The organism is Methanolapillus ohkumae (genome assembly GCF_032594355.1).
Classification (GTDB): domain Archaea; phylum Halobacteriota; class Methanosarcinia; order Methanosarcinales; family Methanosarcinaceae; genus Methanolapillus; species Methanolapillus ohkumae.
The window spans coordinates 769,860-795,224 of record NZ_CP131061.1; the positions used below are offsets into that span (position 1 = coordinate 769,860).

Genomic DNA, 25,365 nt, shown 5'->3' on the forward strand with positions numbered 1-25,365 from the left:
GCGGCAATTTCAGACCAAGAACTGCCGTAAAAACAATAAAGCCGGATTGTTCCGGAACTTATTATAGTTGTCAGTCTTTCAAAATGTTTAAAACTTTTGCGTACTTTGTTTTTATATTTCTGCCGTTTTTTCTGCAAAAACAGGGCGGATGATTTTTTAGACGAATCTTTTTTGGATGAGTCATTTTTGAGTGATTTTGGTCGGTTAATTTTTGCCGGCATCTTTACGTTTTATATGTTTGTTTGCTGTTTAACGGTCATGAAAGATTTTGTGATTATCGGAAATAAAGCGGTCACCGGCGGGAAAATTTCTTTAAACGATCTTCCGGGCTCGGCCGGCCGGATGGATGTTTTATGCCGGTGTGTAACCGCTGCTCTTTTTATTTCTTTTGGGATGCGTCGGGATGTAAATGTTCATCTTCTTCTTAAAGGACCGCCCGGTCCTGAAAAAATTATCCGGTTTTGCGGCGCGACGCTTCGTTCGCTCAACCCGGATGAGCGCAGTTCCGGTTCTTTGATTCAAAAAGCGCTTTTATTGGACGTCACGGATGTTGAAAAAGAATCCACCCCCGGCGTTTTTGTCCGGGGCGGTCATTTAGCTCTTCTTCTGGAAGAATTCAAAAACAAGGGCAGAACTCTTGTTTATTTGAGGGAAGACGGAAGCGATATTTTCGGCTCCGAATTTTTATCGTTGGACGATCCTGTTTTTATTTTGGGTGACAATCAGGGGGTTTTTGAAGAAGATGAGATGCTGATTGAAAAAACGGGTGCGGTCAGGATTTCTGTCGGACCGATCTCTCTTCTGTCCAGTCAATGCATTACGATAATTTTGAATCAGGCCGACAGAAAAGAGTCCAAAAGAAATGAAATGAAAGATTAATTCTCGCAAACATAAATCTTAAAATGTAAATCATAAAATGTAAATATCACAAAAACACTAAATGCCACAAAATTAAAAATTCACATAAAAATATATAAATATGAATTGACTTTTTTCTTTGTTTTAATATTTTATTCCAACCAATGAAAAAGAGGATAAAAATGACGCCTGAAGAAGAAATTATTTTGAACCATATGAAACATATCGGAAAGCCGGTCAAGCAATCGGAAATTGAGGAAATCAGCGGAATGGACAAAAAAGAAGTGACAAAGATTATCAATTCCCTCAAAAAACAAGGATTGGTTTGTTCCCCTCAGCGATGTTATTATGCGCCGGAAGAGTAAAATTTTGTCCACAAAAATTCCTCGCTGCGCTCGGAATTTTTCAAAAGGCGGGGGGACAACTATTACTTAAGTCCGCTTCGCGGAGACGGCGGCTTTGCCGCCGTAGCTTTTTTTTAATGATATTTTAATGATATTTTAATGATATTTTAATGATATTTTAATGATATTTTAATGATATTTTAATGATATTTTAATGATATTTTAATGATAGGTTCCGGATGGAGCAGGCAGCAGCTTGCGCGCGTTATGGCGACACATTCTTAAAGATGTTTTTTTAAAAATCAGGTCCGTTTTTTTTAATTTTTTATGGTTGCTGTGTCTGTTTACTGTTTTTATGGTTGCTGCAGCTGTTTTTCAATATTACGATTTTCTATTACATTTCGTCAACACCCATCTTTTCCCTATGGAAACAATCCGATTAAATCAGATGCGTTTCGCATCTGATTTAATCGGAAAGGAGGTTGATCGGATTAAAAAAAATAGAAAATAGATGGATCGACTGCGACCGAAGGGAGCACATTCGCGCAGCGAATTTTAGAGGAAAGTTGTCCCCCCGCCTTTTGAAAAATTCCGAGCGCAGCGAGGAATTTTTTTTTACGCCAATTTTTTTCCAAGCGCCACCGCTCCGTCAATTTCGGCCGGACTCTTTTTGACGTCTCCGACGGAAACAAACCGTCCAACCGATTGAAGGCCGAGCATGCCGGCAATAAAATCATATTTGGCGAAATGCTGATCAAATGCCTTCCGATCGGGTGTGTTTTGAGAATAAATGAAGGCGATTTTTTTCCCCGGGGGAATTCTGGTTTTAAAGGATGCGTCCACACAAGAATACAGCCGGTCGATAAACAATTTTTCCTGAGCGGAAATATCGGAGAAATAAACCGGGCTTCCAAGGACAATTCCGTCGGATGAGTTGATTTCGGAAATCACGTCGGTGAAATCATCTTTTTGAACACAATCTTCATGCGCTTTACAATAGTTGCAGCCTTTACAAGGCGAAATGTTTAGTTTTGCCAAATCCAAGTGTTTGGTTTGTGCGCCGCCGGACGCGGCATTTTCAAGAATTTTTGTAACAAGAGTGACCGTGTTCCCGTTGGCATGGGGACTGGCCGTGAGTCCGATTATTTTCATTGGGTTCCACCTCTGAAATGAAAAATAATTACATTTTAAGAAAAAATGTAAAAAACGTACGAGAAAATACATTAAATCCGTTTTTATTCTTTTAGAGTACAACGGGTTTGTATTTATGCGTATCTTTTGTCAAAAATTTTTTGATTGAGTGGAGTTATGCTGAGTAAAACATGTTGAATGATAAATGATAAATAATAAATGATAAATGATAAAAATAAAATGATGAGATGATACTATCCAATGACAAATTCATTTTGCTGAAATCTGTTGGCGATTTAGCGGGTTTTCGTCTTTTGGATGCTTTTTCGGAAATCTTAAATAGGTATAACGGTTTTATTCCATTCTCAATCTATTTTGCAAACGGTTTTAGTTCTTCTTCAAACATCTCAAACTTTATCATTATCAATTTTAAAAACCCCGGATTTTTTATAGTTTTTTTCCAAAAATGAAAATGAATCAGATGACATTATTTATTTTTTAAAAAACCGGAAAAATCATTTAATCATTTCAATATTTATTTTACTAAAAGAGGAAATTTCAATGAAAATTTTGTTGGTTGGCGGCGGCGGCCGTGAGCACGCGATAGCTTATTCTCTTTCAAAAAGTCCGCAAAAGCCGCTTTTGTATTCGGTCATGTCCAAGAAAAACCCCGGCATTTTTTCGCTGGCAACGGAAGTTCTCCTCTCGGATGAAAAAGACGCGCCTAAAATTGCGGCTTTCGCCCGGGAAAGCGGAATCGACATGGCTTTTATCGGCCCGGAAGCCCCGCTTTCCGCCGGTGTCTCCGATGCGCTTTGGGCGGCCGGAATTCCGACGGTCGGTCCCAAAAAGAACTGTGCCAAAATCGAAACCGACAAGGCATGGGCACGCAAATTCATTGAAAAATGGGGCATCGACGGAAATCCCAAATATGCTGTTTTTTCAACTTACGAACCGGCCGCCGATTTTATTGATCAATTGGGTGATGTTGCCGTCAAACCGGCAGGCCTCACCGGCGGAAAAGGCGTTAAAGTGATGGGGGACCAACTTCCCGATATCGCCGCCGCCAAAGAATACACAAAAGAAGTTTTAAAATCCGATAGTGTCGTCATTGAAGAGCGTTTCATCGGGGAAGAATTCACGCTTCAAGCGTTTGTCGACGGCAAACACCTGGCATTTTGTCCAACCGCCCAAGATCACAAACGTGCGTATGAGGGCGATTTAGGCCCAAACACCGGTGGAATGGGAGCGTATACCGACGCCGGAAAATTACTGCCCTTTTTACTTCCGGCCGAATATGAAACAGCCAAGAAAATCATGCAAGACACAGTCAACTGTTTTTCAAAAGAAACCGGCGAAGAATACAAAGGTATCCTGTACGGTCAATTCATTTTGACCAAGGCCGGTCCGAAATTGATTGAATACAACGCCCGATTTGGTGACCCGGAAGCCATGAATGTTCTTTCTCTGCTCGAATCGGATATGGTTGAAGTGATGAAAGCCGTCGTTTCCGGGACATTAGACCGAATTTCGGTCCGGTTTGCCGAAAAAGCAACGGTTTGCAAATATGCGGTTCCGACAGGCTATCCGGACAATCCGGTTTCAGATTCCGAAATTGTGATTGAGGGCGCACAAAAGACAGATAATTCCATCATTTATTATTCCAGCGTTTATGAAAAAGACGGGAAAATTTTGACAACCGGTTCACGTGCAATCGGTGTTGTCGGTTTCGGGAATTCAATTGAAGATGCTGAGAAAGTTTCCCAATCCATCTTAGACAAAAGAATCCAAGGCGCTCTTTTCTTTAGAAAAGACATCGGAACCCCGGCTTTGGTTCAAAAGAGAATTGATCACATGAATGAAATTCGAAAAAAAATTTGAAAAATATGAGATAAAGCGTGAAATAAAGTTTTTCGAAAAATTCGAAAATAAAATTTGTGAATAAAAGATTTGAGAACAATGAATAATGAATAATGAATTCTGCAAAATCATAATGAAAGGAGGTATTAATTGTGAAAGATTTAATTTCGATGGCGGATTTGTCTTTGGAAGACATCTATGAAATTTTGGACCTGGCGGCGGAAATTAAGGAAAAGAGGAGGCAGGGAAAAGTCATCGACCATCTTCGGAACAAAAGTTTGGGCATGATTTTTGAAAAATCATCGACTCGGACGCGTGTTTCTTTTGAAGTCGGCATGAATGATCTCGGCGGACACGCGATTTATTTAAATTCCAATGACATTCAAATCGGACGCGGAGAAACCGTCGAAGATACCGCGAAAGTTTTGTCCAGATATTTACACGGCATTATCGCACGGGTTTATTCGCATGACACGTTGGTCAAATTGAGCGAAAACGCCTCTATTCCGGTCATTAACGCGCTTTCCGACGAGGAACATCCCTGTCAGGTTTTGGCGGATTTGATGACGATTATGGAATACAAAAACAGGGTTTCCGGCATGAAGTTTGTCTGGGTCGGCGACGGCAACAATGTTTGCAATTCGCTCATGCTGGCCTGCGCAATTGTCGGAATGGAAATCGTTGTCGCTTGTCCGAAAGGATATGAGCCGGATGAGAAATATGTTATTAAAACAAAAGAATTGGGCGGCATTTTAACGGTGACGGATAATCCGTTGGAAGCATCCAAAAACGCGGATGTTTTGTACACCGATGTTTGGGTGTCGATGGGCGATGAAGAGGAAGAAGAAAAGCGTCTGAAAGACTTTAAGAATTTCCAAATCAACGAGGAATTGATTGCCGTGTCCAAGCCGGACGTTTTGGTGATGCATTGCCTTCCGGCACACCGCGGCCTTGAAATTTCGGCGGGCGCGATTGACGGCCCCCACTCGGTTGTGTTTGACCAAGCGGAAAACAGACTTCATGCGCAAAAAGCGGTTTTGCTCAAACTTTTAGCGGGAGAATAATTTAATCATCTCCCGCCTTTTTTTGGATTTATTTTTTAAATTCTTTTCTGAATTTATTTTTTTAAATTTTTTTGTTCAACTTTTGCGGTTACCATTTGTTGTAATGAACCCGTTCTTTTTTGAATCTGTCTGCCACCGGCAACTCGCTTTCCGGATATCCGATGACGACAAACGCAAATGGGATGACCTGGGGCGGCAGTTTAAACAAATCCATAAATCCATTCACGCGGTCTTCTCGGGGATATACGCCGGTCCAAACGGCACCAATGCCATTTGCATGAAGAGATAACAGTAAATTTTGGGTGGCGGCGCCCAAATCTTGCGGGAAAAATCCTTCGGCGGATTCGTATTCCCGGTTAAAGCACACCAAAACACCGGCTGGCGCTCCTTTGACCATGACCGCATACGGGCTGAATGATGGGATTTTATCCAAGATCTCTCTTTTGTCCACAATAATAAATTCCCACGGCTGTTGGTTTTTGGCAGACGGCGCAAACATTGCCGCCTTGACGGCTTCTTCAATCAAGTTCATCGGAACCGGTTTATTTTGAAATTTTCGGACGCTTCTTCGAGTGTAAAGAGCTTTTATCGTATCCATAATCCTTCTCTCCTGATCTGAATAAATATAAAAAATAAACATCCCTAATAGGATTTTCTTTTATAAAAAGGGTGAGCCGGGTTATTCAATAATTCGCTGAAAAATTCCGATGCGAAGTGAGGAATTTTTTTGCGTAAGATTTATGAATAATCCGCCCTTTAACCGTTTGCTTTATCTTGTTCATTTCGCGGAGGTTGCCGAGTGGTCAAAGGCGATAGGTTCAGGGCCTATTCGTGTAGACGTTCGCGGGTTCAACTCCCGTCCTCCGCATTTGTTTTTATTTTGTTATTGTTTATTGTTTATTTTCGGATGTTTACTTTTATTTTTATTTTGGTTTAAATTTATTTTTATGGTTTTTATTTTGGTTTAAATTTTAATTTTATTGGTTTTAATTTTGTTTTTATTAGTTTAATTTTAATTTTATTTTTGTTTTCGGTGATTTTTGATGAAACAAAAAATCAGGAATGAGCTCCGCTATAAACGGGAGCGCATGAGCAAAACAGATGTTTTTGCCAAAAGCAAACACATTGCGGAAGCTTTGCTGTCCTCTGGCCTCTTTCAAAAAGCCGAATCCGTTTTCGCTTATATGGATGTTCGAAACGAAGTCCATACGGCTCCGTTTATTCGGGAGTGCCTGGAAAGAAAAAAAAAGGTCGCGCTTCCAAAAACAATCGGAAGCGAAATGATTTTTTATCCAATCGATGATTTGGACAATCTGGTCAAAGGAGATTTCGGAATCATGGAACCCGATTCCATAAAATCGGCGCTGGTGGTTCCGGATGAAAATTCTTTGATTATTGTTCCCGGTATCGGATTTGACCGCCTCGGAAACCGTCTCGGATATGGGGTCGGTTATTATGATAAATATCTGTCCAAAAACAAATACATGCACTTGATCGGAATCTGTTTTGAAGAACAGCTGGTTGGTAAAATTCCGGCAGAAGATACCGATATTCCGATGGATTCCGTTTTGACGGAAAAAGAATGGATATTTATCAAAAAATAAGGTTAAAAATGTAAACAGAAATAAAAAAGGAAAAAACAAAAAAACGATAGAAAAAAAGTAAAAATAGAAAAAAGCATAATAAAAAGAAAAAAAGTAAAAATAGAAAAAAATGAATAGAATGAGTAGAACTATTTATTTCTTATTTGAATCATTTTTTTAAAAAAATCTATATATTTCAGAACAAATTTCCATATTTTTTAAATTTTATTTTTTTTAAAAATACTTTTCATGATTTTTTCTTCTTAATTTCTTCCTAAATTTAAAAATATCAGTGTTTGCCGGCATGATTCCCTCTTTTATTTTTCCTTTATTTTTATTTTTTATATGTCAGGGCACAAATGATTATTTTTTCTTCTTTTTTTGAATGATTCTATTCTTCTTAGATAGATCGTATAATCTTATTTTTATGCATTTTAACTGACAAAAATCTTTTTTTGTATTGGACTGATATCTCTCAATTTTCAAAGTCTGTCGAATTATTTCGACTGGAAATAATTTGAAAAAAATAGAACAAAATATAATTATAAATCTTCGATTATTCATTTTATTTTTTATTCCAAACTTGTCTCATTGTCACTCTTTTGTACAAAATCTATATATACTATTATTTATTTATATACTTCTTACCTTCATGGTAAATATTAGCAAATCTTATTTTGTCTAAAAATTGATAAAACAAGATGCTGGATTTACTTAACCCAACACATGACTAATTTTAATTTATTCCAAATTATTTTGGTCATACAAAAACGCCACCCATCAACGTACATACGCCACACTATCAAATGTTATCAATCCTTTGGAATTCAGCCTCCTACATTGGATTTAGCATTCGAAAAACAATTTCTCCGTTCGTTGAAAAAATTACCAAAATCCTTTCAATTAATTTTTAGATTCAGTTCTAAAATTCTCCTTCACACAAACATTTCACCAATTCGAAAGAGGTTAAACATGCAGTCTATCGTTCAACAAGCCTTAAAATACGCAGAGCAAGAGAAAGAGTCGATGGTTAGTTCCGCCGGCGAAGACTTTGAAGAATTCGGCCAGCCGAGAATTGTCATTGTCGGATGCGGCGGTGCCGGAAACAACACCATTAAACGCCTTTACAACATGGGTGTTGAAAACGCCGAAACCATCTGTATCAACACCGACAAACAAGATTTGGATCGGGCACGTGCCGACAAAAAAATCTTGATCGGAAAGACTTTAACCCGCGGTCTTGGTGCCGGCGGATATCCGGAAATCGGCCGCAAAGCTGCCGAACTTGCACGCGGAACCCTTGAATCTGTTTTAAAAGACGCTGACCTCGTTTTCGTGACTGCCGGAATGGGCGGCGGAACCGGTACCGGTGTCGCGCCGGTCGTTGCCGAAGTGGCAAAAGAACAAGGCGCAATCGTTATCGGAATGGTCTCCAGCCCCTTTAAGGTGGAAGGCTCCCGTTCTCAAAAAGCCCAAGATGGTATCGAAGCTTTAAGAAAAGCCGCTGATACGGTCGTTATTTTGGACAACCAAAGACTTTTGGCTCACGTCCCGAATCTTCCTGTGGACCAAGCCCTCTCCGTAATGGACCAATTGATTGCCGAAACCGTGAAAGGAATCACTGAAACCATCACCGAATGCTCCTTAATTAACCTCGACTACGCTGACATTCGCGCAACCATGGGCTGCGGCGGACTTGCGGTGATGCTCGTTGGCGAATCCAAGAGCCAGAGCAAAAGCCAAGAAGTTGTCAAAGCCGCTTTGAACCACCCGCTCCTTGATGTTGACTACCGCGGCGCAACCGGATGTTTAATTCACATCACCGGCGGTCCGGACTTAAGCCTCCAAGAAGCCATGGATATCGGCGAACAGTTGACCTACGAAATTTCCAATGAAGCAAAAATCACAATCGGTGCCCGTATTAAAGACGAGTACGAAGGACGCGTCAGAGTGCTTGCGATTATGACCGGTGTTCAACCCAAATTCGGAAATAAATCCTCAGAAACCGTTACGGCAAACACCACCTATTCTGCCCGAAAGGAAGCCAACGCTTCCTCTTCCAGAAACAGCATCATTGATTTCATCTAAGAAAAGTCTATCCTCCTCGAAAATTAAAAAACCGGGAAGCATGAAAATGCTTCCCTTTTTTTTCATTACATTCTCTTCTCCATTTTTCATTCCAAGTTCGTTCCAAGTTCATCCTCGGACGGAATCATTTTTTATATTCGCTTTTCATTTACTTTTCCATTCACTTTTTCAATTTACTTTTCATTCACTTTTCCATTCACAAGGATTTGGAAGTTTTTTCATGAAAATACTCGTCGTGACCGGGCAATTGGCTTTTGAAACGGTTCAAAAAGCAATTTCAGATACGGGCGCGGATCTTCTAATGATTCAAACACCGGTCGCGTCTTTGATTACGCCTCAAAAGCTGGCGGCCGGTTTTATTTCATCGCCGTATGCAGGTCAAAAATATGATGCGGTTTTAATTTCCGGCTTTTCCAAATTTGATTTCAAACGTGCGGAAAAAGAAATCGGGAGTCCTGTTTTTTTAGGACCAAAACAGGCCTCGGATTTAAATTATATCTTAAAAACAGTTGCAAAAAATGCGGATTCGTTTTCCTTCTCCAAAGAAGTTCCAGCCTGTGAGTTTTTACAAAAAATAAATCAAAAAGAGGCCTTTCTTCTCTTGGAAGAATATGAACAAAAATCAACGCCGGCTTTTCAAATCTCCAATGTCGCAATCGGCGGCACATCTTCTCTAAAAGTCTTGGGAGAAATCGTCAACGCGGAAGACTTGTCTTTTTCAGAGCTTGAAAAAATCATTCGAACTTATATTTCAGCAGGGGCGGACATTATTGATTTAGGCTTTTCCCTGCATGCCGGCGAAAAGGATGTTTTTCAAATTGTATCCTTCGCAAAATCGGTTTCCACCATTCCGATCAGTGTTGATTCCGGAGATTTTTTTCAAATTGCGGCCGGCATAAAAGCCGGAGCGGATCTGATTTTAAGCCTGAATTCGGATATGCTCCAACGGCTTTTTGAATATATGGAGTCATCCACAACGGATTTATTGCGTGAGCAAATTAAAAAGACAGCTTTTGTCATTCTTCCGGATTTTGAATTTTCAAACAGTTGTCCTTCAAACTCTGATTTTCCGGAGTCCGCATCGGGTTTTAAAAATATCGCTCCATTGGAAACATAGGGGTGTTGCTCGAATTTTGTTCAAAGCAAAATTCTAAGCCTGGAAAAGAATATGGCTTTTGCAAAAAGGTTGGGTCTGTCAAAACTCATTGCGGATCCGGTCTTATCTCCGCCGGGTCATCGGTTCTTGGAATCTTTGTTTTCTTATTTCGAATTCCACCGCCTCCATCCGTTTGTTCCGATTCTTTTTGGCGCCGGAAATGTCACCGAACTTTTGGATGCCGACTCTCCCGGTCAAAATGCGCTCTTGTCGGTTTTGGCGGATGAGTGTGGAGCCTCTATTTTATTTACGCCGGACGCGAGTTCTAAAACAAAGGGGTCCGTTTCGGAATTAAAAACGGCGGCCCAAATGAATGCACTTGCAAAAATTCGTGCGTCGGCGCCCAAAGATTTAGGACTCGATTTATTGATTTTAAAAGAGAAAAGAAGACGCCCAAATATGGATTTAAAAAATCTTTCGGGGCGGGTCGCTCCTCTCTTCTCCGATCAATCAGATTTAATTTTTGCAGGAGACCTGTCTCCCGATTTTGTTCCCGAAACGACGTGGGGTTGGAAGCCGGACAAAGCCGGTAATTTTTTAATCGGAGTCATATCGGTTTTTGATTTGGAATCCATTTTTTCTTTGGAAAAAAACGGCGTGCAGATGCAGGATATGTTTTTAAAAGTGTTTGAAAATGTCAAAACATTGAACCGTGATGTGATTGTTGCCATTCATCCGAAAAAAATCATTATCGGGACGGATTCCGCGTTTATGTTGGAAAAAATTATTCAGGAAAATCTCATCACGGAATTGAGTCATGCCGGTTATTTGGGACGGGAATTAGAAAAGGCGGAAATCGCAATCCGCCTTGGACGCAGTTACGCTCAGGACGATTTATTTTAATTTAATATTTTAAAAATTATAAAAATCTTCTTCTCGGGGAAAGTCTATTAATATTTTGTCCGACGTTTTCCTTTTAATTATTCGGCATATTTCCAATAATCATAATTTTCAAAATTTATGTTTCCAAAATTCACGTTTCCAATTCATATTTCCAAATTCATGTTTCCAAAATTCATGTTTCCAAAATTCATGTTTCCAAAATTCATGTTTCCAAAATTCATGTTTCCAAAATTCATGTTTCCAAAATTCATGTTTCCAAAATTCACGTTTCCAAATTCATGTTTCCAAATTCATGTTTCCAATTCATATTTCACGTAATTTGTTCATATTTTTTTCATTTGGTGATTTTTCATGAAACTCAATCAGCAAGATAAAATTCAAATTTTCGGTGTTTTGGCGGAGAAATATTTCAATGAGAACGGCTGGAAGTATTATAAGGTTTCAACCGGTGCTGAAAAAATTCAAAAGATTTGTGAAGATATCAACCGGCAGCATGCGGCGTATCCAAGCATTACCCGTGACTGGTATGTCCAAAATGGCGGTGCCAAAGGAATTCATTTATGTGATACTTGGGAAGAGCTTCGAGTTGTTTCCGATTTTTTAAAGATCGGCGCGTCTTACTTTGATTATTTTGTTGACACAGGCGAAATCAAAGCGTTCTGTATTTTGAGCGCGACAAAGGAGCTTGAACCAGCCCGGATTGATATTATTTTAAAGGCGCAAAACGCAGGCATGAAGACCCTTGTCTTTTTGGCGGATGTCCCAAGTGAAATCAATGCCAGTGTTCTTCAAATAAAGAAAAGTGAGTGCTAATAAGCACTTATTTTTATAAATTGCTTTTTTGATATTGTTTTTTTGATATTGTTTTTTCTATTTTTTTTGTTTATCTTTTTGTAAATCTTTTTCTAATATTGTTTTTCTGTTGTTTTTTGTAAATTTCTTTTTTAATATTTCTTTTTTGAAATCTCATCTTTTTGTATTATAATTTTTAATTTTTATTTTTTTGTTTATGGCCCAGCTTTAAATTTTTTTACAAAGGTGTAATCTTTTAAATCCTTTAAAACAGAGCACCTCTCTATTTTTTGTTTGCTCTTTTATAAAATTTCATCTAAATTATTATTAATCTATTATATATTCATTTTAATTAATACATATCAATAGATTATTCTTATGGCATGGGTATTATATACATCTTATTCTAATACTTCTCATTCAATCAAAAGAGAATCTGATAATTGCCCATATTCTATTTTAAATGGCGCTACACTATGATTAATATCAGATCCCTGCCTTGATTCATGAACCTACAAATTAAGAGGGTAGATACTATATGGGTAATATATTGAAACAAATCCCGCGAATAAGAAAAGCAGTAACGTCTATTTTTCTTGTTATGATGATACTCCTGGCCGGCTTTGTCATGCCCGTGGCGGCAGCCGGTCCGGCAACAATCACAACTTCTTCTGACAATTATGTCATCGGTCCGCTCAATCAATCCACTGTTAGTTTTATGGTGACGGATGCGAATAATACCACAGAAGGGAACGAATATACATTGAATGTTTCTCTTAATTATAATAAACTAGATAGTAGTGACCCTCTCACAAAAACAGGGTTCACAATTGCAGATTATGTCGGAAAAGGAAGTATTCCAAAGGATCGGCCTTATATTAAAAATGCAACTCTTTCAGGAACAGCTACTGCCGGATTTAATCTTAAATATGGTTTGGATTGTCCTCCCCAAGATAAGTTTGCGGTGGATGTTGTCATAAACGCAACAGCATTGGTCTACGACGGCGAAACAGCGACTCTTAAGGCAGAGTTATTCCAAAATAATACAAAGATTGCGGAAAAAACTGTGACGATTACAGCAGAATTTCCACGCGACCCAAATAATCCTTCAAAATCCTTAATGACAAGCAGAAGCATGATTTTGCTTTCAAAACCGCTTATTTTGCCGGCAAACGTTTCTGCCAATAGAACTGTTATTGCCGACCACCGTTTTTATTCAGATAAGGTCTTTCATGATTTGAAGTCTCGAGTCCATTATGATTATTTTAATATTGATTTTTCAAATGTTGTGATTAAATCCGGCGGAGAGACAAAAACCTATAATGAATGGTTGGTTGACTGTACATCTAATGGCAGCACTCCTCCCATTGTATTTAAGGATAAAGATGGTGGGGAGCTGACAAATAATATATTGTCTCTTCCAGGCATAAATTCTGAAGATTTATCTTGGAACAAAAGTGATTCATTTTCAATTATTGTCACAGACACGTTTGTATATGATAGCTCGAATAATCCTCCTTATATTGATTTTTCAAATTTGGCGGTTGATGCGAGTGTTTATATTTTTGATTCGGCGGGGAGTGCTCAAAACTCAGGAAGACGCGGTCCGAGTGTAACAATGAGTACGGATTTGACTCAAACTCCGCTTTATCCGGTCTCTGCAAGTAAGTATTTGAATGGTTCTGTTATGCCTACAAAGATTACCGGTAACAAGAGCCTATTTACAACTATTACCTATATAGATGCGGTTGGAAATTCTTCCTATCATCCTTATCTTTTGAAGGATTCCGTACAGTATGTCAATCCTACTGATATAAATCATCATCTTTATTATCAGGAATTATTCAAGCTTGGTTCTGAAGGAACCGTTGATGAAGAAAATGTTACAATCAACATCAGTGTTCCGGAGGGCGTAACAATTACACACATACGGCTTCCGCTGATCAATGATACAAATCCGGATACGGTATATGAATCCATTACGGTTTCAACGATGGATGGTTCGAATACATTAACCTTTACTCCGACTTCATCTCCCGAAGCGAACCGAGTCATGAACTTAACCGGCTGGGATTTCAGTACAGATAATGATGTCTGTTTATCCATCCAAGAGTTGCTTAAAATGAAGAAGGATGACTCCGGCGGTAATTCTTATAACAAGTTGAATTTGATTCAATTTGTCGGTACAACAGATAATCTGGCAGGTCCGGCAGTCTTTGGTTTTGAAATTACCGGAGAGAACACAGAAACAACAACCACATTCTCAAAATCCATTCCGGTGACGGATACATTTATTCCGAATCCGTACGTGAACACAGAAACGGCTCTGAGTTCAAAAATCGTATCCAGAAGCGAATCATTCAATATTTCTTTAAAATTCTTCCCGACGTCCTATCCCTATTATTCCGGTTTGCGCGAAGATCCAACCGACCCTCTGAATACGGCTCTCTATCCGTGTCCATATGCCTATTTCACCATTCCAAAAGATTTTAGTGTGAGTACTGCAACATTTTTGTATTCCCACAATGGCAAAGATAATACCTTAATACCAGTGAGTGGATATGAGGCCCAAGTTTTATCTCCTATCACTGTCGGGGATAAAAAAATAATTCCTGTAAAAATTGTAAACGAAACCGATCCAACTCAGGAATTCTGGCTTAAAGGTAATGGTTCCGCGGGTAAATTCTACATTACTCTCACTGTACAGGTCCCATCCAATTACAATGGCATTAAAGAATTTACATTTAAGCCGACAGATTACGTATTGACGACCTGGGCTTCCGGTGCCTACGATTCAATGTCAGGCGGGTCTGCTGGTTCAAATGTTGCGTTGGATACACTTTCAATTTCATCCCCGATGAAACCACACGGTTCCTATGACCAAACCGGCCGGTCTGAAACTTTAACCGTCTCCGTTCCCAAAGGGGTTCAGGCAGATGTCACCACAAGAATTATCGATGCTTTCAATAACATTTTTTATAAATCATACAATCCCAAAAACGCAGGTACAATTCCGCAATTGAGGGCAGGAAGCACACACGAAGAATTCAAAATATTTGTCAGCAATGATGGAGAGAAAAACTTCACGAATTCGGTGGTTTATTTCGTTTTGCCAAAAGAAGAGCATTGGGGTGCAAAAATTAATGGCCAATTAACACAAATCCCTCCGGCAACAACATCCGGAACCACCTATGATGTTTACTACACAACAACGGCGGTTAGAGAAAATACCGAACTTACCGCAGCACACGAGATTAAAGATGTTAATGATGCTGCCATATCGTCCTGGACTCTTCTCACATTCGATGGTACCAATAAAGCAACGATTACAAATCCGGAATCGGTAACTGCAATTAAAATTGTATTCAGTAAATTGACTCCGGCATCGAATTTAACGATGCTTTTGCCATTTGGCCTTCCGTCGGTTGATAATACCCTTGTTAATTATGGGGATGAATCAATTGGTCAGACCCTCCACTATTTCGAGGAAGAAGGTTCTGGCGCAACAACCAAAAATGATAAGGGGTACACCGGAGCCATTAAACTTGTAAAGTCAAGGGCCCCGACTATTGTCAATGCAGAGGCAACGAAGCCATTTAGTGATACAGCGGTGTATAATGTAGACTATGGAGCACCTGCTACTTCTATTCCAAACTGGTGGACGGCTTTAACCTACGATGACTTTTCATCAGGCATTGGTATTTCAACAGTTCAAGTGGTGTTTACACCAGCCGACGGAACATCTTCCATCCCCACGAGCCTGACAAATAAATGGGGTACGCCAACAGAATATGATCCGCAACTCACGGATGCTGATTATAAGAATGGAACAACAACAACAATTAATGAAGCCGACCGGACATGTGTGAACACTTCAAAGCCCGGACAATATGTCATTACTTACACGACAAGTAACGACGATGACAATCAAAAATCAACCGGAGTCATGAAAATTAATATTACGAAAGCTGCCAGTACGATTACATTGCAAAATGAGGCAGCGGAAATCTTTTGGAAGGAAGAGATTCCAAGCGGCTATACATCTTGGAAAGATTATTTCCAAACGTTGCTCACCGGCGGAACAGATTCCGGCAATCCGATTCCAACAACATCTTATGCCTACGATGTCAGCAGTGCTTTTATTAACGAAACTCCGGGCAATTATTCGTTGAAATATAACTACACGGATTCGGCCCTCAACACAAAAACCGCCCTTGTCAATGTAACCGTCAAATACAACGGAACATTGACCGGAAAAGTCTCCGGAAACGGCGGAAATGTTATGGGCGCGGAGCTTTCCATTACACCCGTAGGGTCCGGAACCGGTTCAGCAACCACCCTAAGCAGCGGAGTATACACTTACTCGTTGAATGCAACAGCAACAGCTCCAACGTCAGTTGATTATACCGCCACTTTAACCTCGGTTCCGGCTGGTTTAATTCTTCCGACCGCTTCGGCAGATCTGACAAAAACAGGAACCGCCAATGCAACTGTGGGATTAACACCAAATGCTGCGACATTTTCCTTGGACCCGGTGACGTTTAATGTGACCGGTTTGGACAGCACTTGGATGGAGTCGGTGTCGCTTTACAAATCCGGCGCAACCCCGACCTTGGTGGAGGCAAAAACCGTCACATCCGGCACCACATTCTTGGTGTTTTCGCCGGCTGATTTGAATTGGTTTGAATCCGGAGATTATTATTTGACCGTCACGGTTAAATCCGGATCTCAACCCACCGGCGATTTCACAACGAAAGTGAACACAGCGAGTTCCCTGAATTGGAAGACTTCCGATATTACGATGGGAAATGTAAATATTACAAAATCTGTCGGAACCCGAACAGACGCGCCGTCCATTTCCGGATATGTCTGGAACGATGCGGACCATAACAGTACCAAAGAAGGATCTGAAAGCGGTATCTCTGGCGTCACGGTGAATTTGCTCAACGATACGGATGGACTTCTCACATCCGCGACAACGAATGATATCGGATTCTATCAATTCTTTGATCCTCTTGCCGTCGGAAGCGGTTATCGCATTCAAGTGGATACGCCAACCGGATTTAACAAAGTTTCCGCATTCACAGGTGGTCAAAAAATCAATGAAAGTAATGGTTCTAAATCCGATTTAATTTCGATCAGTTCAACAATTGTTCAGCATACAGGCATCAACGCCGGGTTCTACTATGAGAACCCGATTGTGTTACAGGATGAGGAAACGGAATTGTTCTGGAAGGAATCGATTCCGACAGGTTATACGACTTGGTCGGCTTATTTCCAAAGTAAGCTCACAAGAGGCATGAACGGTACTGTCACGATTCCGGAAACATCATCTTACTACACTTTTAATTTGACCGGCAGCGATACTTTTAATGTCAACACACCCGGGAATTACACACTAAAGTACGATTATGATGATGGTGTCAACACAAAACAGACAGCAAACGTCATGGTCGTAGTGAAATACAACGGAACTTTGACCGGAAGCGTCACCGGAAACGGTGGAGCTGTTGAAAATGCTGAAATTTCTGTGACACCGCAAGGATCCGGAACCGGTTTAGCAACAACCACTGTTGGCGGAACGTACAACTATTTGCTGGAAGCAACAAAGAGCGCGCCAACGTCAGTTGATTATACTGCCATTTTGGACAGCACCACGATTCCGATTGGTTTAATCATTCCGGAAACGACCGATCTTGAAAAGGCAGGAACTGTCAGTAAGACCGACGAATCCAAATTGAATGCCGGAACCTTCGCTCTGGATCCTGTGACGTTTAACGTGACCGATTTGGATTTCACGTGGATGGACTCTGTGTCACTTTACAAATCCGGCGCAACTCCAACACTCGTGGAGACAAAATCCGTGACATCCGGCACCACATTCTTGGTGTTTGAGCCGGCCGCAAACACATGGTTTGAATCCGGGGATTATTATTTGACCGTCCAGGTCAAAGCCGGGTCGCAGCCAAACGGTGGCGATTTCACAAGCAAGGTCTCGCCTGCGGTTGCAACAGAATGGAAGACGGCCGACATTTCCATGGGGCACGCTGACATTGAAAAAGCCGTCGGAGCCCAAAGTGACGCGCCGTTTATTTCCGGACACGTTTGGAACGACAAGGATCAAGACAGTATTCGGGATGATGATGAAGTCCCCCTCTCCGATGTCCTTGTGAAATTGTTCAACAGCGACAATGATGAAATCGATTCGGCAACAACAGATTCGGATGGCTATTATTCCTTCTACAACCGGGTGGATGCAGGCACCAATTATTATGTCCAAATCAACCTCCCGGATGGATTTAACCATGCTTCGGATTTCGTCGAGCAGCAGAAAATCAACAAGGACAATGATTACAAGTCCGATTTGATTTTGATTGAAGCCGTTACGGGCGGACTTAAGCACGAAGGCATCAACGCCGGTTTCTATTACGCCCAAGACAACCCGGGATCGGGCGGTCCGGTCGGAAACGCAACCGTTGTCCCAATGTCGGAGCCGATGAAAGGCAACAATACGCCGGAAGATAACAAAACGCCGGAAGTTGTCGTCGTTCCCTTTGACGAAAACCCCCCGGTCAATCCGGAGAGTTTCTCAATGCTCGGCTTGATTTTTGTTTTGTTGTCAGTTTTGCTGGCTTTGCCGCAACTGCTGCGCATCTACAAAATCAAATCCGAAAAACAAGAAAAGAGCGTGACTTTCCACATTCTGGCGATTGTCCTCGCGGTCATTGTATTGATTCTCTTCTTCCTCTTCTACAGTTTGAGCGGAGAAATGAATTATTACAGCACGACAGACTTGGTTTTGGCAGCCGCCTTTATCGTTGAAGCCCTCATTACGGTCAAAGCCTACGGCAAAATCTAAAAAAACAATAATTTTTAACCAAAATAAAATCCGGATTTTAACATCTCAGTCAACAGCGGTTTCATCGCTGTTGCTTTTTCATTTATTTTTTTATTTTTTTATTTTTTTATTTATTTTTCATTTATTTTTCATTTATTTTTTCATTTATTTTTTCATTTTTCTGTTTTTTTTCTTTTTCCAATTGTCCTTTCAGTTGTAAATCCATTATCTAAAAAACAATTTTTATTCCAATCCAAGCAAGCCCTCCCGATTCAATCAGATGCGTTTCGCATCTGATTGAATCGGGTTGTTCCTGTAAGGAATAGATATATTGATAGAAAAGAAATGTAGCGGTTGCAAAATAGTAAATAGTTGTAGATTGAAAAATTGAAAAGGTTTGCAACAAATTAAAACCCGTAAGTAGATACAGCAAAAAATAGATAATATTCATTAAATATAAATAAATAAATAAATAAATAAATATATATTTTAAATATTTTTAAAATGAGTCTTCTACTTCTATTTTTAAGGAGCTACTTTTATATATTTTAACATAATTATTCTTTTCAATGAGTTTATTAATTTATTTTAAACAAATTAATTTGATAAACTCATAAAAATTTGATGTCAACTCTGAATTGACATCAAATTATATGTGAGTGAATCAAAACCTGCTTAAGATCCGATTCACTCACTAATACCATCTTTTGACATAAATATGTTAGTGAGGACTAAAATATGAACCTAAAAAAACCGTTAATGAGTTTACTTTGTGTATTACTCATTTTGTTTAGCCTTTCCATTCCAGTAATGGCTTCAGAAGAAAAGCCAACGGAAAGAAATCCACGTGAAGTTGAGGATATTCGTACTTACACTGAAATGCCTTTGACAGAAGAACAAATTAAAGAACTACTTGAAAATACACCTCCAACCAATCCAATTGCATTTGAAGAATTATCAAAAAATGAAAAAACAATTGCAATTTATGGCGAAGTTCCTTCAAAAACAGGAGAAGATGCCTATGACTGGTGGGTTTCAATTCAAGAAATTACAACAGCAATTCTTGAAGACCAGGCATTTGGGAAATATTCTCCTAAACAGGGTGGTCCAATAAGAGCTTATAGTTGTGAAGTAGCTGGTTTTATCACAGTTTACTTAGACTATGATAGAAAAGATGAAATTAAATCTGATGATATTGAGTCAATGAAAAAAATTATTGAGGAATATGCTCAAAAAGAAGGAGTAGAAAAAGTTCCTATGATTTTTGTTTACACCTCTGGTCCTTCTAAACTTCAATTGGATGCTAATTTTACCGACAAGGTTCGTCCAATTAGAGGAGGTTATAAAATGGAATCTTACCTTGGAACAGTGTTAAATCCGAATGGATCAACATCAGTAAATAATCCTGATGGTACTATTGGTTTTCCTGTTTATCAAAATAATTCCTCAAGTTCTAAAGGGTTCGTGACAGCAGGTCATACTTTCAGATACACATCTGCTCCATCATATCAGCCAACATACAATGCTAACAATAGTAATAGGGTTGGAACTTCCGTTATCTTTGGGAAAAGAAATGTAACCATACACAACGTTACCATAAATGTACCAAGACTTGATACTGCATATGTTCCTGTAAATTCAACTGTTAATGTAACTCCAATTATTTTCGTAGGAAATGACCCGGTTTTAAAAAACTCATATCCTAAGAGAAGTTCAGATAATAAAACTCAGATGGTTGTTTATGGAAGTTCTAATTCATACAATGGTGAAATCCGATGGTATGGGGGCACTTCCGGTAATAATGGAGGTTATATCATAAAAAATCTCTATGAATACTCATATTTGGAGTTAAATGATACGAATGCATCAAATATTTCAAGCCTGCCCTTTGTATTCGATACAATTACGATTATGAATGTTTCAACCGGATCAAGTTGCTCCGCATCAGGGGATAGCGGTGGACCCGTTTATGCAGGCATGAATGTTACAATTAGTGGAAAAACAGACTACCAAGCATTTGTTCTCGGGACAGTAGTTGGTCACATGCCAGCGAATATAGGTAATTCAACAGATCCTTGGTACTTTTCTCACGATGCAACATTCTATGCTCCAAGAGGTGAAATTGAATACTATTTAGGAGTTAAGCCCCTAACTTCACAAAGCATGATATTAACTTAAAAAATAGAATTTAAATGTATAAAATAATCATGATAATGAACATTATCATGATTTTATTTTTTTGTTATCCCCCTTTGAATGATAATTTTGGATGATCTGTATGAATCAAAAAAGTCTTGCCATCATTTTGCTTGTCGTTGTTGTTTTGCTTCTGTTCGCCGGAATTGTTTATGCGGAAGTCCATGGTTGGACAACAATGAAATCCGTCAGATATTGCAGCGATGAAGACGTCGGTAAAATTAGAGAAACAGCCATCAACGGCTCTCAAATGTTTAAAGATTATTCAAATCCGGACTCTGTTTATTTTGGAACATTTCCTTCTTTTGAAAATGATTCAAATACTTCTTCCACGCCGGATTGCTCTCTTGGAAAAGAGGTTTCCGAGTGGTGGTATTTCATGGAGCGTCTTAGAAGATCCGTTGAAGAAGATCCGGAATTTCAAAAATTGACGCGTAAAAACGGCGGCTTAATCATTGGTGCCGTTCATAAAAACGGTATTTTGTTCATTCGTTATTCGGATTCGGATGGAAAAATGCTTTCTTCAAATGATATTGAAAAGATCTATCAACTCATTGAAACAAAGGCAGAAGAAGAAGGATTTTCTGATATTCCGGTTGTTTTTACAACACGGCGGCTTGAGCCCATACTTATTTTAGGACACGATTGCTATACCTGCAGTTATGAAAAAAAGCAGACATTAAGCGGATATTTTAAAGATTTAATGGCAGATGAGTCGTAATAATGACAACTTAATAATTAAACAAAAAATGCAGCAAACTAAAAAAAGTAAACAAATGCAGCAATACTTAAACAATAACCCGCTGCAGCAACTGTCAAAACAATGATATCTATTCATTATGAATTTCCGCAAAATACAAATGCTATCGCATTTGATTTTGCGGGAGGGTTTGCTTGAATCAAAAAAAAACGAAATATAAAGGTTTGATGATTTATCTAATCTAATGATTTTCAGGATTCTATGGCCTCATGATTTTCATGGTCAAACAATTTAATGATGTGTTCCTTCAATGACACATAATCCCAAATCTTCAATCATTTTTTTGATAGAATCCAGATGCGGACACTTGGAATAGCCGTCCATATTCCGGTACATGCAGGAACTCAAATGAACGACTTCCGCCCCTGATTTTTGAACGGATTTGCATAAACGGTAAACGCGCCGTCCGCTGCAACCGCCGCATGTAAATGCGGCAATCATTTCCGTCTCCGTACCGTAATCGGAAAAAGCAACCGTTTTTGAATTAAAAGCTTTAAAACAACCCGTTCCCGGACAAACTTCCGAGACAATATGGCAGCGGACAAGCGCGATTTTAGAAATTTTTTTCGAATAGACCGGAGCTTCCGGCAAAGGCGGCTGAGATGGCTGAGGTGGTTGGGATGGCTGAGATGGTTGAGACAAAAAAATCACCTGCAAAAAAAGGATTTTTCCGGAAAAATCCGGAAAAATTCAATTTTTAATTTTTAATTTTAAAGTTTCAATTTTAAAGTTTCAATTTTAAAACGAAATGCAAAACTTTAAAATTTAAGCCAAAATCAAACGCTTCATATCGGTCTCGACATCCGAATTTTTGCTGATGTTAAACGTCTTGATGAGAACATCCAAGACATTGGGTGAAACGCAAGCCGGCAAGGTCGGACCCAAAACAATGTTTTGAACGTTGAGCGACAACAGCGCCAAAAGAACCAGGCAAGCCTTTTGCTCATACCAGGCAATGTTGTAGACCACCGGCAAATCATTGATGTTTTCAAGACCAAACGCTTTGGCAAGTTCCATCGCAATCACGACCAAGGAATAGCAATCGTTACACTGTCCGGCATCCAAGACGCGCGGGATTCCGCCGATGTCGCCCAAATCCAATTTATTGTACCGGTACTTGGCGCAGCCGGCGGTCAAAATCACCGTGTCTTTCGGAAGCGCTTTTGCAAAATCGGTGTAGTAAGACCGCTCTTTGCGGCGACCGTCACAGCCGGCCATCACGACAAACTTTTGGATTTGCCCGGCTTTCACGGCAGCAATCACCTTATCGGCAACCGACAACGTTGCGCTGTGCGAAAATCCGGTCATGACGGTTCCGTCTTCCAACGATTCCGGCGGCTTGCATTTTTGAGCCATCTTGACGATTTCGGAGAAATCCTTAGAACCATCCACTCGGACCGGAATGTGCTTCAATTTTAAATTGGTTTTGGAATCGGAAAAACCAACCATGTTGGTCGTAAAAAGCCGGTCCGCATAAGTATCTTTGGGCGGAACCAGACAGTTGGTCGTCATCAAAATCGGGCCATTGAATTTTTCAAACTCTTCCTTTTGAAGCCACCAGGCGTTGCCGTAATTGCCGGCCAGATGATCATATTTTTGGAAAGCCGGATAACCATGCGCCGGAAGCATTTCTCCATGTGTATACACATCCACGCCGGTGCCTTTTGTCTGTTCCAAAAGCATGTCCATGTCCTTTAAATCATGTCCGCTGATTAAAATTCCCGGATTTTTGCGAACGCCGGTCTTAACCGCCGTCGGAACCGGATTTCCATACGTTTGCGTATTGGCGGTGTCCAGCAAAGCCAAAACTTTCACGCCGAAGCTGCCGCATTCCATCAACAAACCCACCAATTGGTCGGCGGATAAAGTGTCATCCATAGTTGAAATCAATGCTTTTTCAACAAAAATGTAGACAGATTCGTCTTCCGACCCGAGAATCAACGCATGCGTTCCGTAGGCGGCAAGTCCTTTTAATCCGCAAATCAATGTTTCCCGAAGGGAACGAACGTCCACGTTTTCAGTTGCCAAAATGCCGATTTCTTCCGGGTCCTTTGTCATTAATTTGTCCAGAGAAATTGTGGCCGCGTCCGCCATGCCTTTTGAGACGCCTGATAAAACGGAATCGCACGCGCCGGAACAAACTTTTTGGCAAACAGCGTCCCGTCTCTGAATTGTTTCCCGGATCATCTTTTCAAAATAACCGGCATCAAAATTAACATTGGTGAGGGTTGAAAAGAGAGCTTCAAGAACGAACGGCCCGAATGTTTTGTCATCCGCGTTTTTCTTCCGTCCTTGCTGATTACAAAAAGCGTAACCTTTCAAAGCATAAATGAGCCGGTCTTGAAGAATCGAAACATCCTCCTTTTTGCCGCACATCCCGCTTTTGGTACAGCCCGTTCCATTCATCGTTTCTTCACACTGAAAGCAAAACATAATTTTCTCCTCCTCTTGAAAAATATTTAAGAGCGGCGTGAAAATAAAGCCGGAATTTTCGATATTTGGTATTTTACGGTTTTTTATTTTCATGCCGCATATTTTAAAAAACATCAGGCAAAATGCCTCATGTTTTACCGTTTTTCGGTTTTAATGCATGTTAATTAAATATACAAATTTATATATTAAATTAACAATTTATTTACTTATTTTTTTGCATTTATTTTATGGTGGGGTTTTTCAATTTTATTTGTATTTATTTCGTTTATTTTGTTTCTCGTTTTTTGGTTTAATTTTTGTTCGTTTTTTGATTTATTTTATTTGTTTGTTTTTTGGTTTATTTTATTTGTTTGTTTTTATTTTATTTTATTTCGTTTTTTTGTTTGTTTTATTTGTTTGTTTTTTATTTTGGGGTTATTCAGGTTATTTTTGTTTTATCCATTTACAAAAAGATCACTTTCAAAGAAGCAATATCTTTTTGATACTTGATAGTAGGAAGATATTTATTTAAATAATAGATAGTATCTGAGCGGATACTTATGAAAGACTGTACAATTTACAAAGTTACGGACCTTGTCGGAAAAAAATGGACGCTTTGCATTCTTCATGAACTTTATAAGGGAGACATGTGCAACAAAAGGTTCAATGAACTCAAAGGACAATTGTGTGACATCACTCCCAAAATTCTATCCATGCGGCTTAAAGAGATGGAAATGGAAGGGTTAATCGAAAAAAAGGTGGACTCGACGTCTTTTCCGGTCAAATGCGAATACGCGCTGACTGATAGCGGAAAAGAATTAGTCGAAGTCATCCAGATATTAAAAAACTGGGGCCATAAATGGAAAGTGGATAACGAAGGCTGTAAGAACACCTTGTGTATCCGGTGCAAAAATTAAAACAAAGTCCGGACAACGAAAACAAAGGCTGAGCAAAACTAAAACAAAACCAAAATAAATCTTTTTTTTCTTTTTTTTCTTTTTCATTCCGATGCGTTCGATTTTTTTTAACAAAAAGCCGCTGATGTATTTTGATGCCGGCTGTCGCTGGCGAAATATCCAAAGGGCAGGTTTAAAAAATGAAAAAAAACGACTGATTTTATTATTTAATTTTTTTCAAAAACGCATCGCTGCTCTTAAAAAAATTCAAAAAAATAAGTTCAAAGAAAAGATGTAAAATATCAAAACAGATAAGGGATAAGGAATAAGGAATAAGGGATAAGGGGAAAGTCCGGGTTTTTTTGAGGTGGAGTTGGAAAGAACTCCGGCTTTCCCCTTTATGAATGCTGCTTTTCAGATGTATTGATTTGAACCGGTATCGTTTAATTTGCGGTGACAAATTTTGAGGGAAACGGACCGGTACAAAAAAATAGCTGCTTGCAGTCGGATTTCCGTTTGAAAAATTTGAAAGGATGTCGTGTCA

General features: G+C 39.5%; 17 protein-coding genes and 1 tRNA gene. 14 read left to right on the plus strand and 4 right to left on the minus strand.

Features of this window, described 5'->3' with window-relative positions; all coding sequences use genetic code 11:
- The first annotated feature begins 258 nt into the window (after positions 1-258).
- Both trmY and MsAm2_RS03165 read left to right on the plus strand, forming a co-directional pair.
- Positions 259-879, plus strand: coding sequence for a tRNA (pseudouridine(54)-N(1))-methyltransferase TrmY (trmY, locus tag MsAm2_RS03160; protein ID WP_338098499.1), 621 nt, complete (start codon positions 259-261; stop codon positions 877-879).
- 161 nt (positions 880-1,040) lie between these two features.
- Entirely contained in the window at positions 1,041-1,223 is a 183-nt protein-coding gene (locus MsAm2_RS03165) for a MarR family transcriptional regulator (RefSeq protein WP_338098351.1), read from the plus strand.
- 594 nt (positions 1,224-1,817) lie between these two features.
- On the opposite strand, the gene MsAm2_RS03170 is transcribed toward MsAm2_RS03165, so the two are convergent.
- Positions 1,818-2,354 (minus strand): flavodoxin family protein, encoded by a 537-nt coding sequence (locus MsAm2_RS03170; RefSeq protein WP_338098352.1) that lies wholly within the window; start codon positions 2,352-2,354, stop codon positions 1,818-1,820.
- Between the two features lie 540 nt (positions 2,355-2,894).
- Between MsAm2_RS03170 and purD the strand changes: the two genes are divergently transcribed.
- Both purD and argF read left to right on the plus strand, forming a co-directional pair.
- Entirely contained in the window at positions 2,895-4,214 is a 1,320-nt protein-coding gene (purD, locus tag MsAm2_RS03175; RefSeq protein WP_338098353.1) for a phosphoribosylamine--glycine ligase, read from the plus strand.
- A 128-nt stretch (positions 4,215-4,342) separates the two neighbouring features.
- Entirely contained in the window at positions 4,343-5,257 is a 915-nt protein-coding gene (argF, locus tag MsAm2_RS03180; RefSeq protein WP_338098500.1) for an ornithine carbamoyltransferase, read from the plus strand.
- A gap of 88 nt (positions 5,258-5,345) precedes the next feature.
- On the opposite strand, the gene MsAm2_RS03185 is transcribed toward argF, so the two are convergent.
- A complete protein-coding gene (locus tag MsAm2_RS03185; RefSeq protein ID WP_338098354.1) occupies positions 5,346-5,855 on the minus strand; it encodes a nitroreductase family protein in 510 nt (169 codons plus the stop codon).
- A 187-nt stretch (positions 5,856-6,042) separates the two neighbouring features.
- Between MsAm2_RS03185 and MsAm2_RS03190 the strand changes: the two genes are divergently transcribed.
- The 9 genes from MsAm2_RS03190 to MsAm2_RS03230 all read left to right on the plus strand — a co-directional run bounded on the left by MsAm2_RS03190 (position 6,043) and on the right by MsAm2_RS03230 (position 21,474).
- Positions 6,043-6,125: transfer RNA gene (locus MsAm2_RS03190), tRNA-Leu, on the plus strand.
- Between the two features lie 175 nt (positions 6,126-6,300).
- Positions 6,301-6,861 (plus strand): 5-formyltetrahydrofolate cyclo-ligase, encoded by a 561-nt coding sequence (locus tag MsAm2_RS03195; RefSeq protein WP_338098355.1) that lies wholly within the window; start codon positions 6,301-6,303, stop codon positions 6,859-6,861.
- Positions 6,862-7,812: 951 nt separating this feature from the next.
- Positions 7,813-8,928 (plus strand): cell division protein FtsZ, encoded by a 1,116-nt coding sequence (gene ftsZ, locus MsAm2_RS03200; RefSeq protein WP_338098356.1) that lies wholly within the window; start codon positions 7,813-7,815, stop codon positions 8,926-8,928.
- Between the two features lie 220 nt (positions 8,929-9,148).
- A complete protein-coding gene (locus MsAm2_RS03205; RefSeq protein ID WP_338098357.1) occupies positions 9,149-10,045 on the plus strand; it encodes a pterin-binding domain-containing protein in 897 nt (298 codons plus the stop codon).
- Between the two features lie 51 nt (positions 10,046-10,096).
- On the plus strand, positions 10,097-10,927 hold the full coding sequence (locus tag MsAm2_RS03210) for a DUF4346 domain-containing protein (protein WP_338098358.1): 831 nt from the start codon (positions 10,097-10,099) through the stop codon (positions 10,925-10,927).
- A gap of 351 nt (positions 10,928-11,278) precedes the next feature.
- Positions 11,279-11,740, plus strand: a complete 462-nt coding sequence (locus tag MsAm2_RS03215; protein ID WP_338098359.1) for a hypothetical protein — start codon at positions 11,279-11,281, stop codon at positions 11,738-11,740.
- A 580-nt stretch (positions 11,741-12,320) separates the two neighbouring features.
- Positions 12,321-18,578 (plus strand): SdrD B-like domain-containing protein, encoded by a 6,258-nt coding sequence (locus MsAm2_RS03220; RefSeq protein WP_338098360.1) that lies wholly within the window; start codon positions 12,321-12,323, stop codon positions 18,576-18,578.
- A 717-nt stretch (positions 18,579-19,295) separates the two neighbouring features.
- The gene (locus tag MsAm2_RS03225) at positions 19,296-20,735 is read left to right on the plus strand and encodes a chymotrypsin family serine protease (protein WP_338098361.1); all 1,440 of its coding nucleotides are present in this window, start codon (positions 19,296-19,298) and stop codon (positions 20,733-20,735) included.
- Between the two features lie 100 nt (positions 20,736-20,835).
- Complete coding sequence (locus MsAm2_RS03230) at positions 20,836-21,474, plus strand: hypothetical protein (RefSeq protein WP_338098362.1); 639 nt, start codon at positions 20,836-20,838, stop codon at positions 21,472-21,474.
- A 270-nt stretch (positions 21,475-21,744) separates the two neighbouring features.
- Here the strand turns inward: MsAm2_RS03230 and MsAm2_RS03235 are convergent, their stop codons facing one another.
- Complete coding sequence (locus tag MsAm2_RS03235) at positions 21,745-22,155, minus strand: CGGC domain-containing protein (RefSeq protein ID WP_338098363.1); 411 nt, start codon at positions 22,153-22,155, stop codon at positions 21,745-21,747.
- Positions 22,156-22,278: 123 nt separating this feature from the next.
- On the minus strand, positions 22,279-23,946 hold the full coding sequence (hcp, locus tag MsAm2_RS03240) for a hydroxylamine reductase (protein ID WP_338098364.1): 1,668 nt from the start codon (positions 23,944-23,946) through the stop codon (positions 22,279-22,281).
- A gap of 539 nt (positions 23,947-24,485) precedes the next feature.
- On the opposite strand from hcp, the gene MsAm2_RS03245 reads away from it, so the two are divergent.
- Positions 24,486-24,842, plus strand: coding sequence for a winged helix-turn-helix transcriptional regulator (locus MsAm2_RS03245; protein WP_338098365.1), 357 nt, complete (start codon positions 24,486-24,488; stop codon positions 24,840-24,842).
- The last annotated feature ends 523 nt before the right edge of the window (positions 24,843-25,365 follow it).

What these genes read in the sequence shown, in the direction of transcription:
- MsAm2_RS03210 (WP_338098358.1), top strand. Translation starts at nt 10,097, where the DNA reads ATGGCTTTTGCAAAAAGGTTGGGTCTGTCAAAACTCATTGCGGATCCG.
- MsAm2_RS03195 (WP_338098355.1), top strand. Translation starts at nt 6,301, where the DNA reads ATGAAACAAAAAATCAGGAATGAGCTCCGCTATAAACGGGAGCGCATG.
- MsAm2_RS03170 (WP_338098352.1), bottom strand. Translation starts at nt 2,354, where the DNA reads ATGAAAATAATCGGACTCACGGCCAGTCCCCATGCCAACGGGAACACG.
- ftsZ (WP_338098356.1), top strand. Translation starts at nt 7,813, where the DNA reads ATGCAGTCTATCGTTCAACAAGCCTTAAAATACGCAGAGCAAGAGAAA.
- MsAm2_RS03215 (WP_338098359.1), top strand. Translation starts at nt 11,279, where the DNA reads ATGAAACTCAATCAGCAAGATAAAATTCAAATTTTCGGTGTTTTGGCG.
- MsAm2_RS03245 (WP_338098365.1), top strand. Translation starts at nt 24,486, where the DNA reads ATGAAAGACTGTACAATTTACAAAGTTACGGACCTTGTCGGAAAAAAA.
- MsAm2_RS03220 (WP_338098360.1), top strand. Translation starts at nt 12,321, where the DNA reads ATGATGATACTCCTGGCCGGCTTTGTCATGCCCGTGGCGGCAGCCGGT.
- purD (WP_338098353.1), top strand. Translation starts at nt 2,895, where the DNA reads ATGAAAATTTTGTTGGTTGGCGGCGGCGGCCGTGAGCACGCGATAGCT.
- MsAm2_RS03230 (WP_338098362.1), top strand. Translation starts at nt 20,836, where the DNA reads ATGAATCAAAAAAGTCTTGCCATCATTTTGCTTGTCGTTGTTGTTTTG.
- MsAm2_RS03185 (WP_338098354.1), bottom strand. Translation starts at nt 5,855, where the DNA reads ATGGATACGATAAAAGCTCTTTACACTCGAAGAAGCGTCCGAAAATTT.
- MsAm2_RS03205 (WP_338098357.1), top strand. Translation starts at nt 9,149, where the DNA reads ATGAAAATACTCGTCGTGACCGGGCAATTGGCTTTTGAAACGGTTCAA.
- hcp (WP_338098364.1), bottom strand. Translation starts at nt 23,946, where the DNA reads ATGTTTTGCTTTCAGTGTGAAGAAACGATGAATGGAACGGGCTGTACC.
- MsAm2_RS03165 (WP_338098351.1), top strand. Translation starts at nt 1,041, where the DNA reads ATGACGCCTGAAGAAGAAATTATTTTGAACCATATGAAACATATCGGA.
- MsAm2_RS03225 (WP_338098361.1), top strand. Translation starts at nt 19,296, where the DNA reads ATGAACCTAAAAAAACCGTTAATGAGTTTACTTTGTGTATTACTCATT.
- trmY (WP_338098499.1), top strand. Translation starts at nt 259, where the DNA reads ATGAAAGATTTTGTGATTATCGGAAATAAAGCGGTCACCGGCGGGAAA.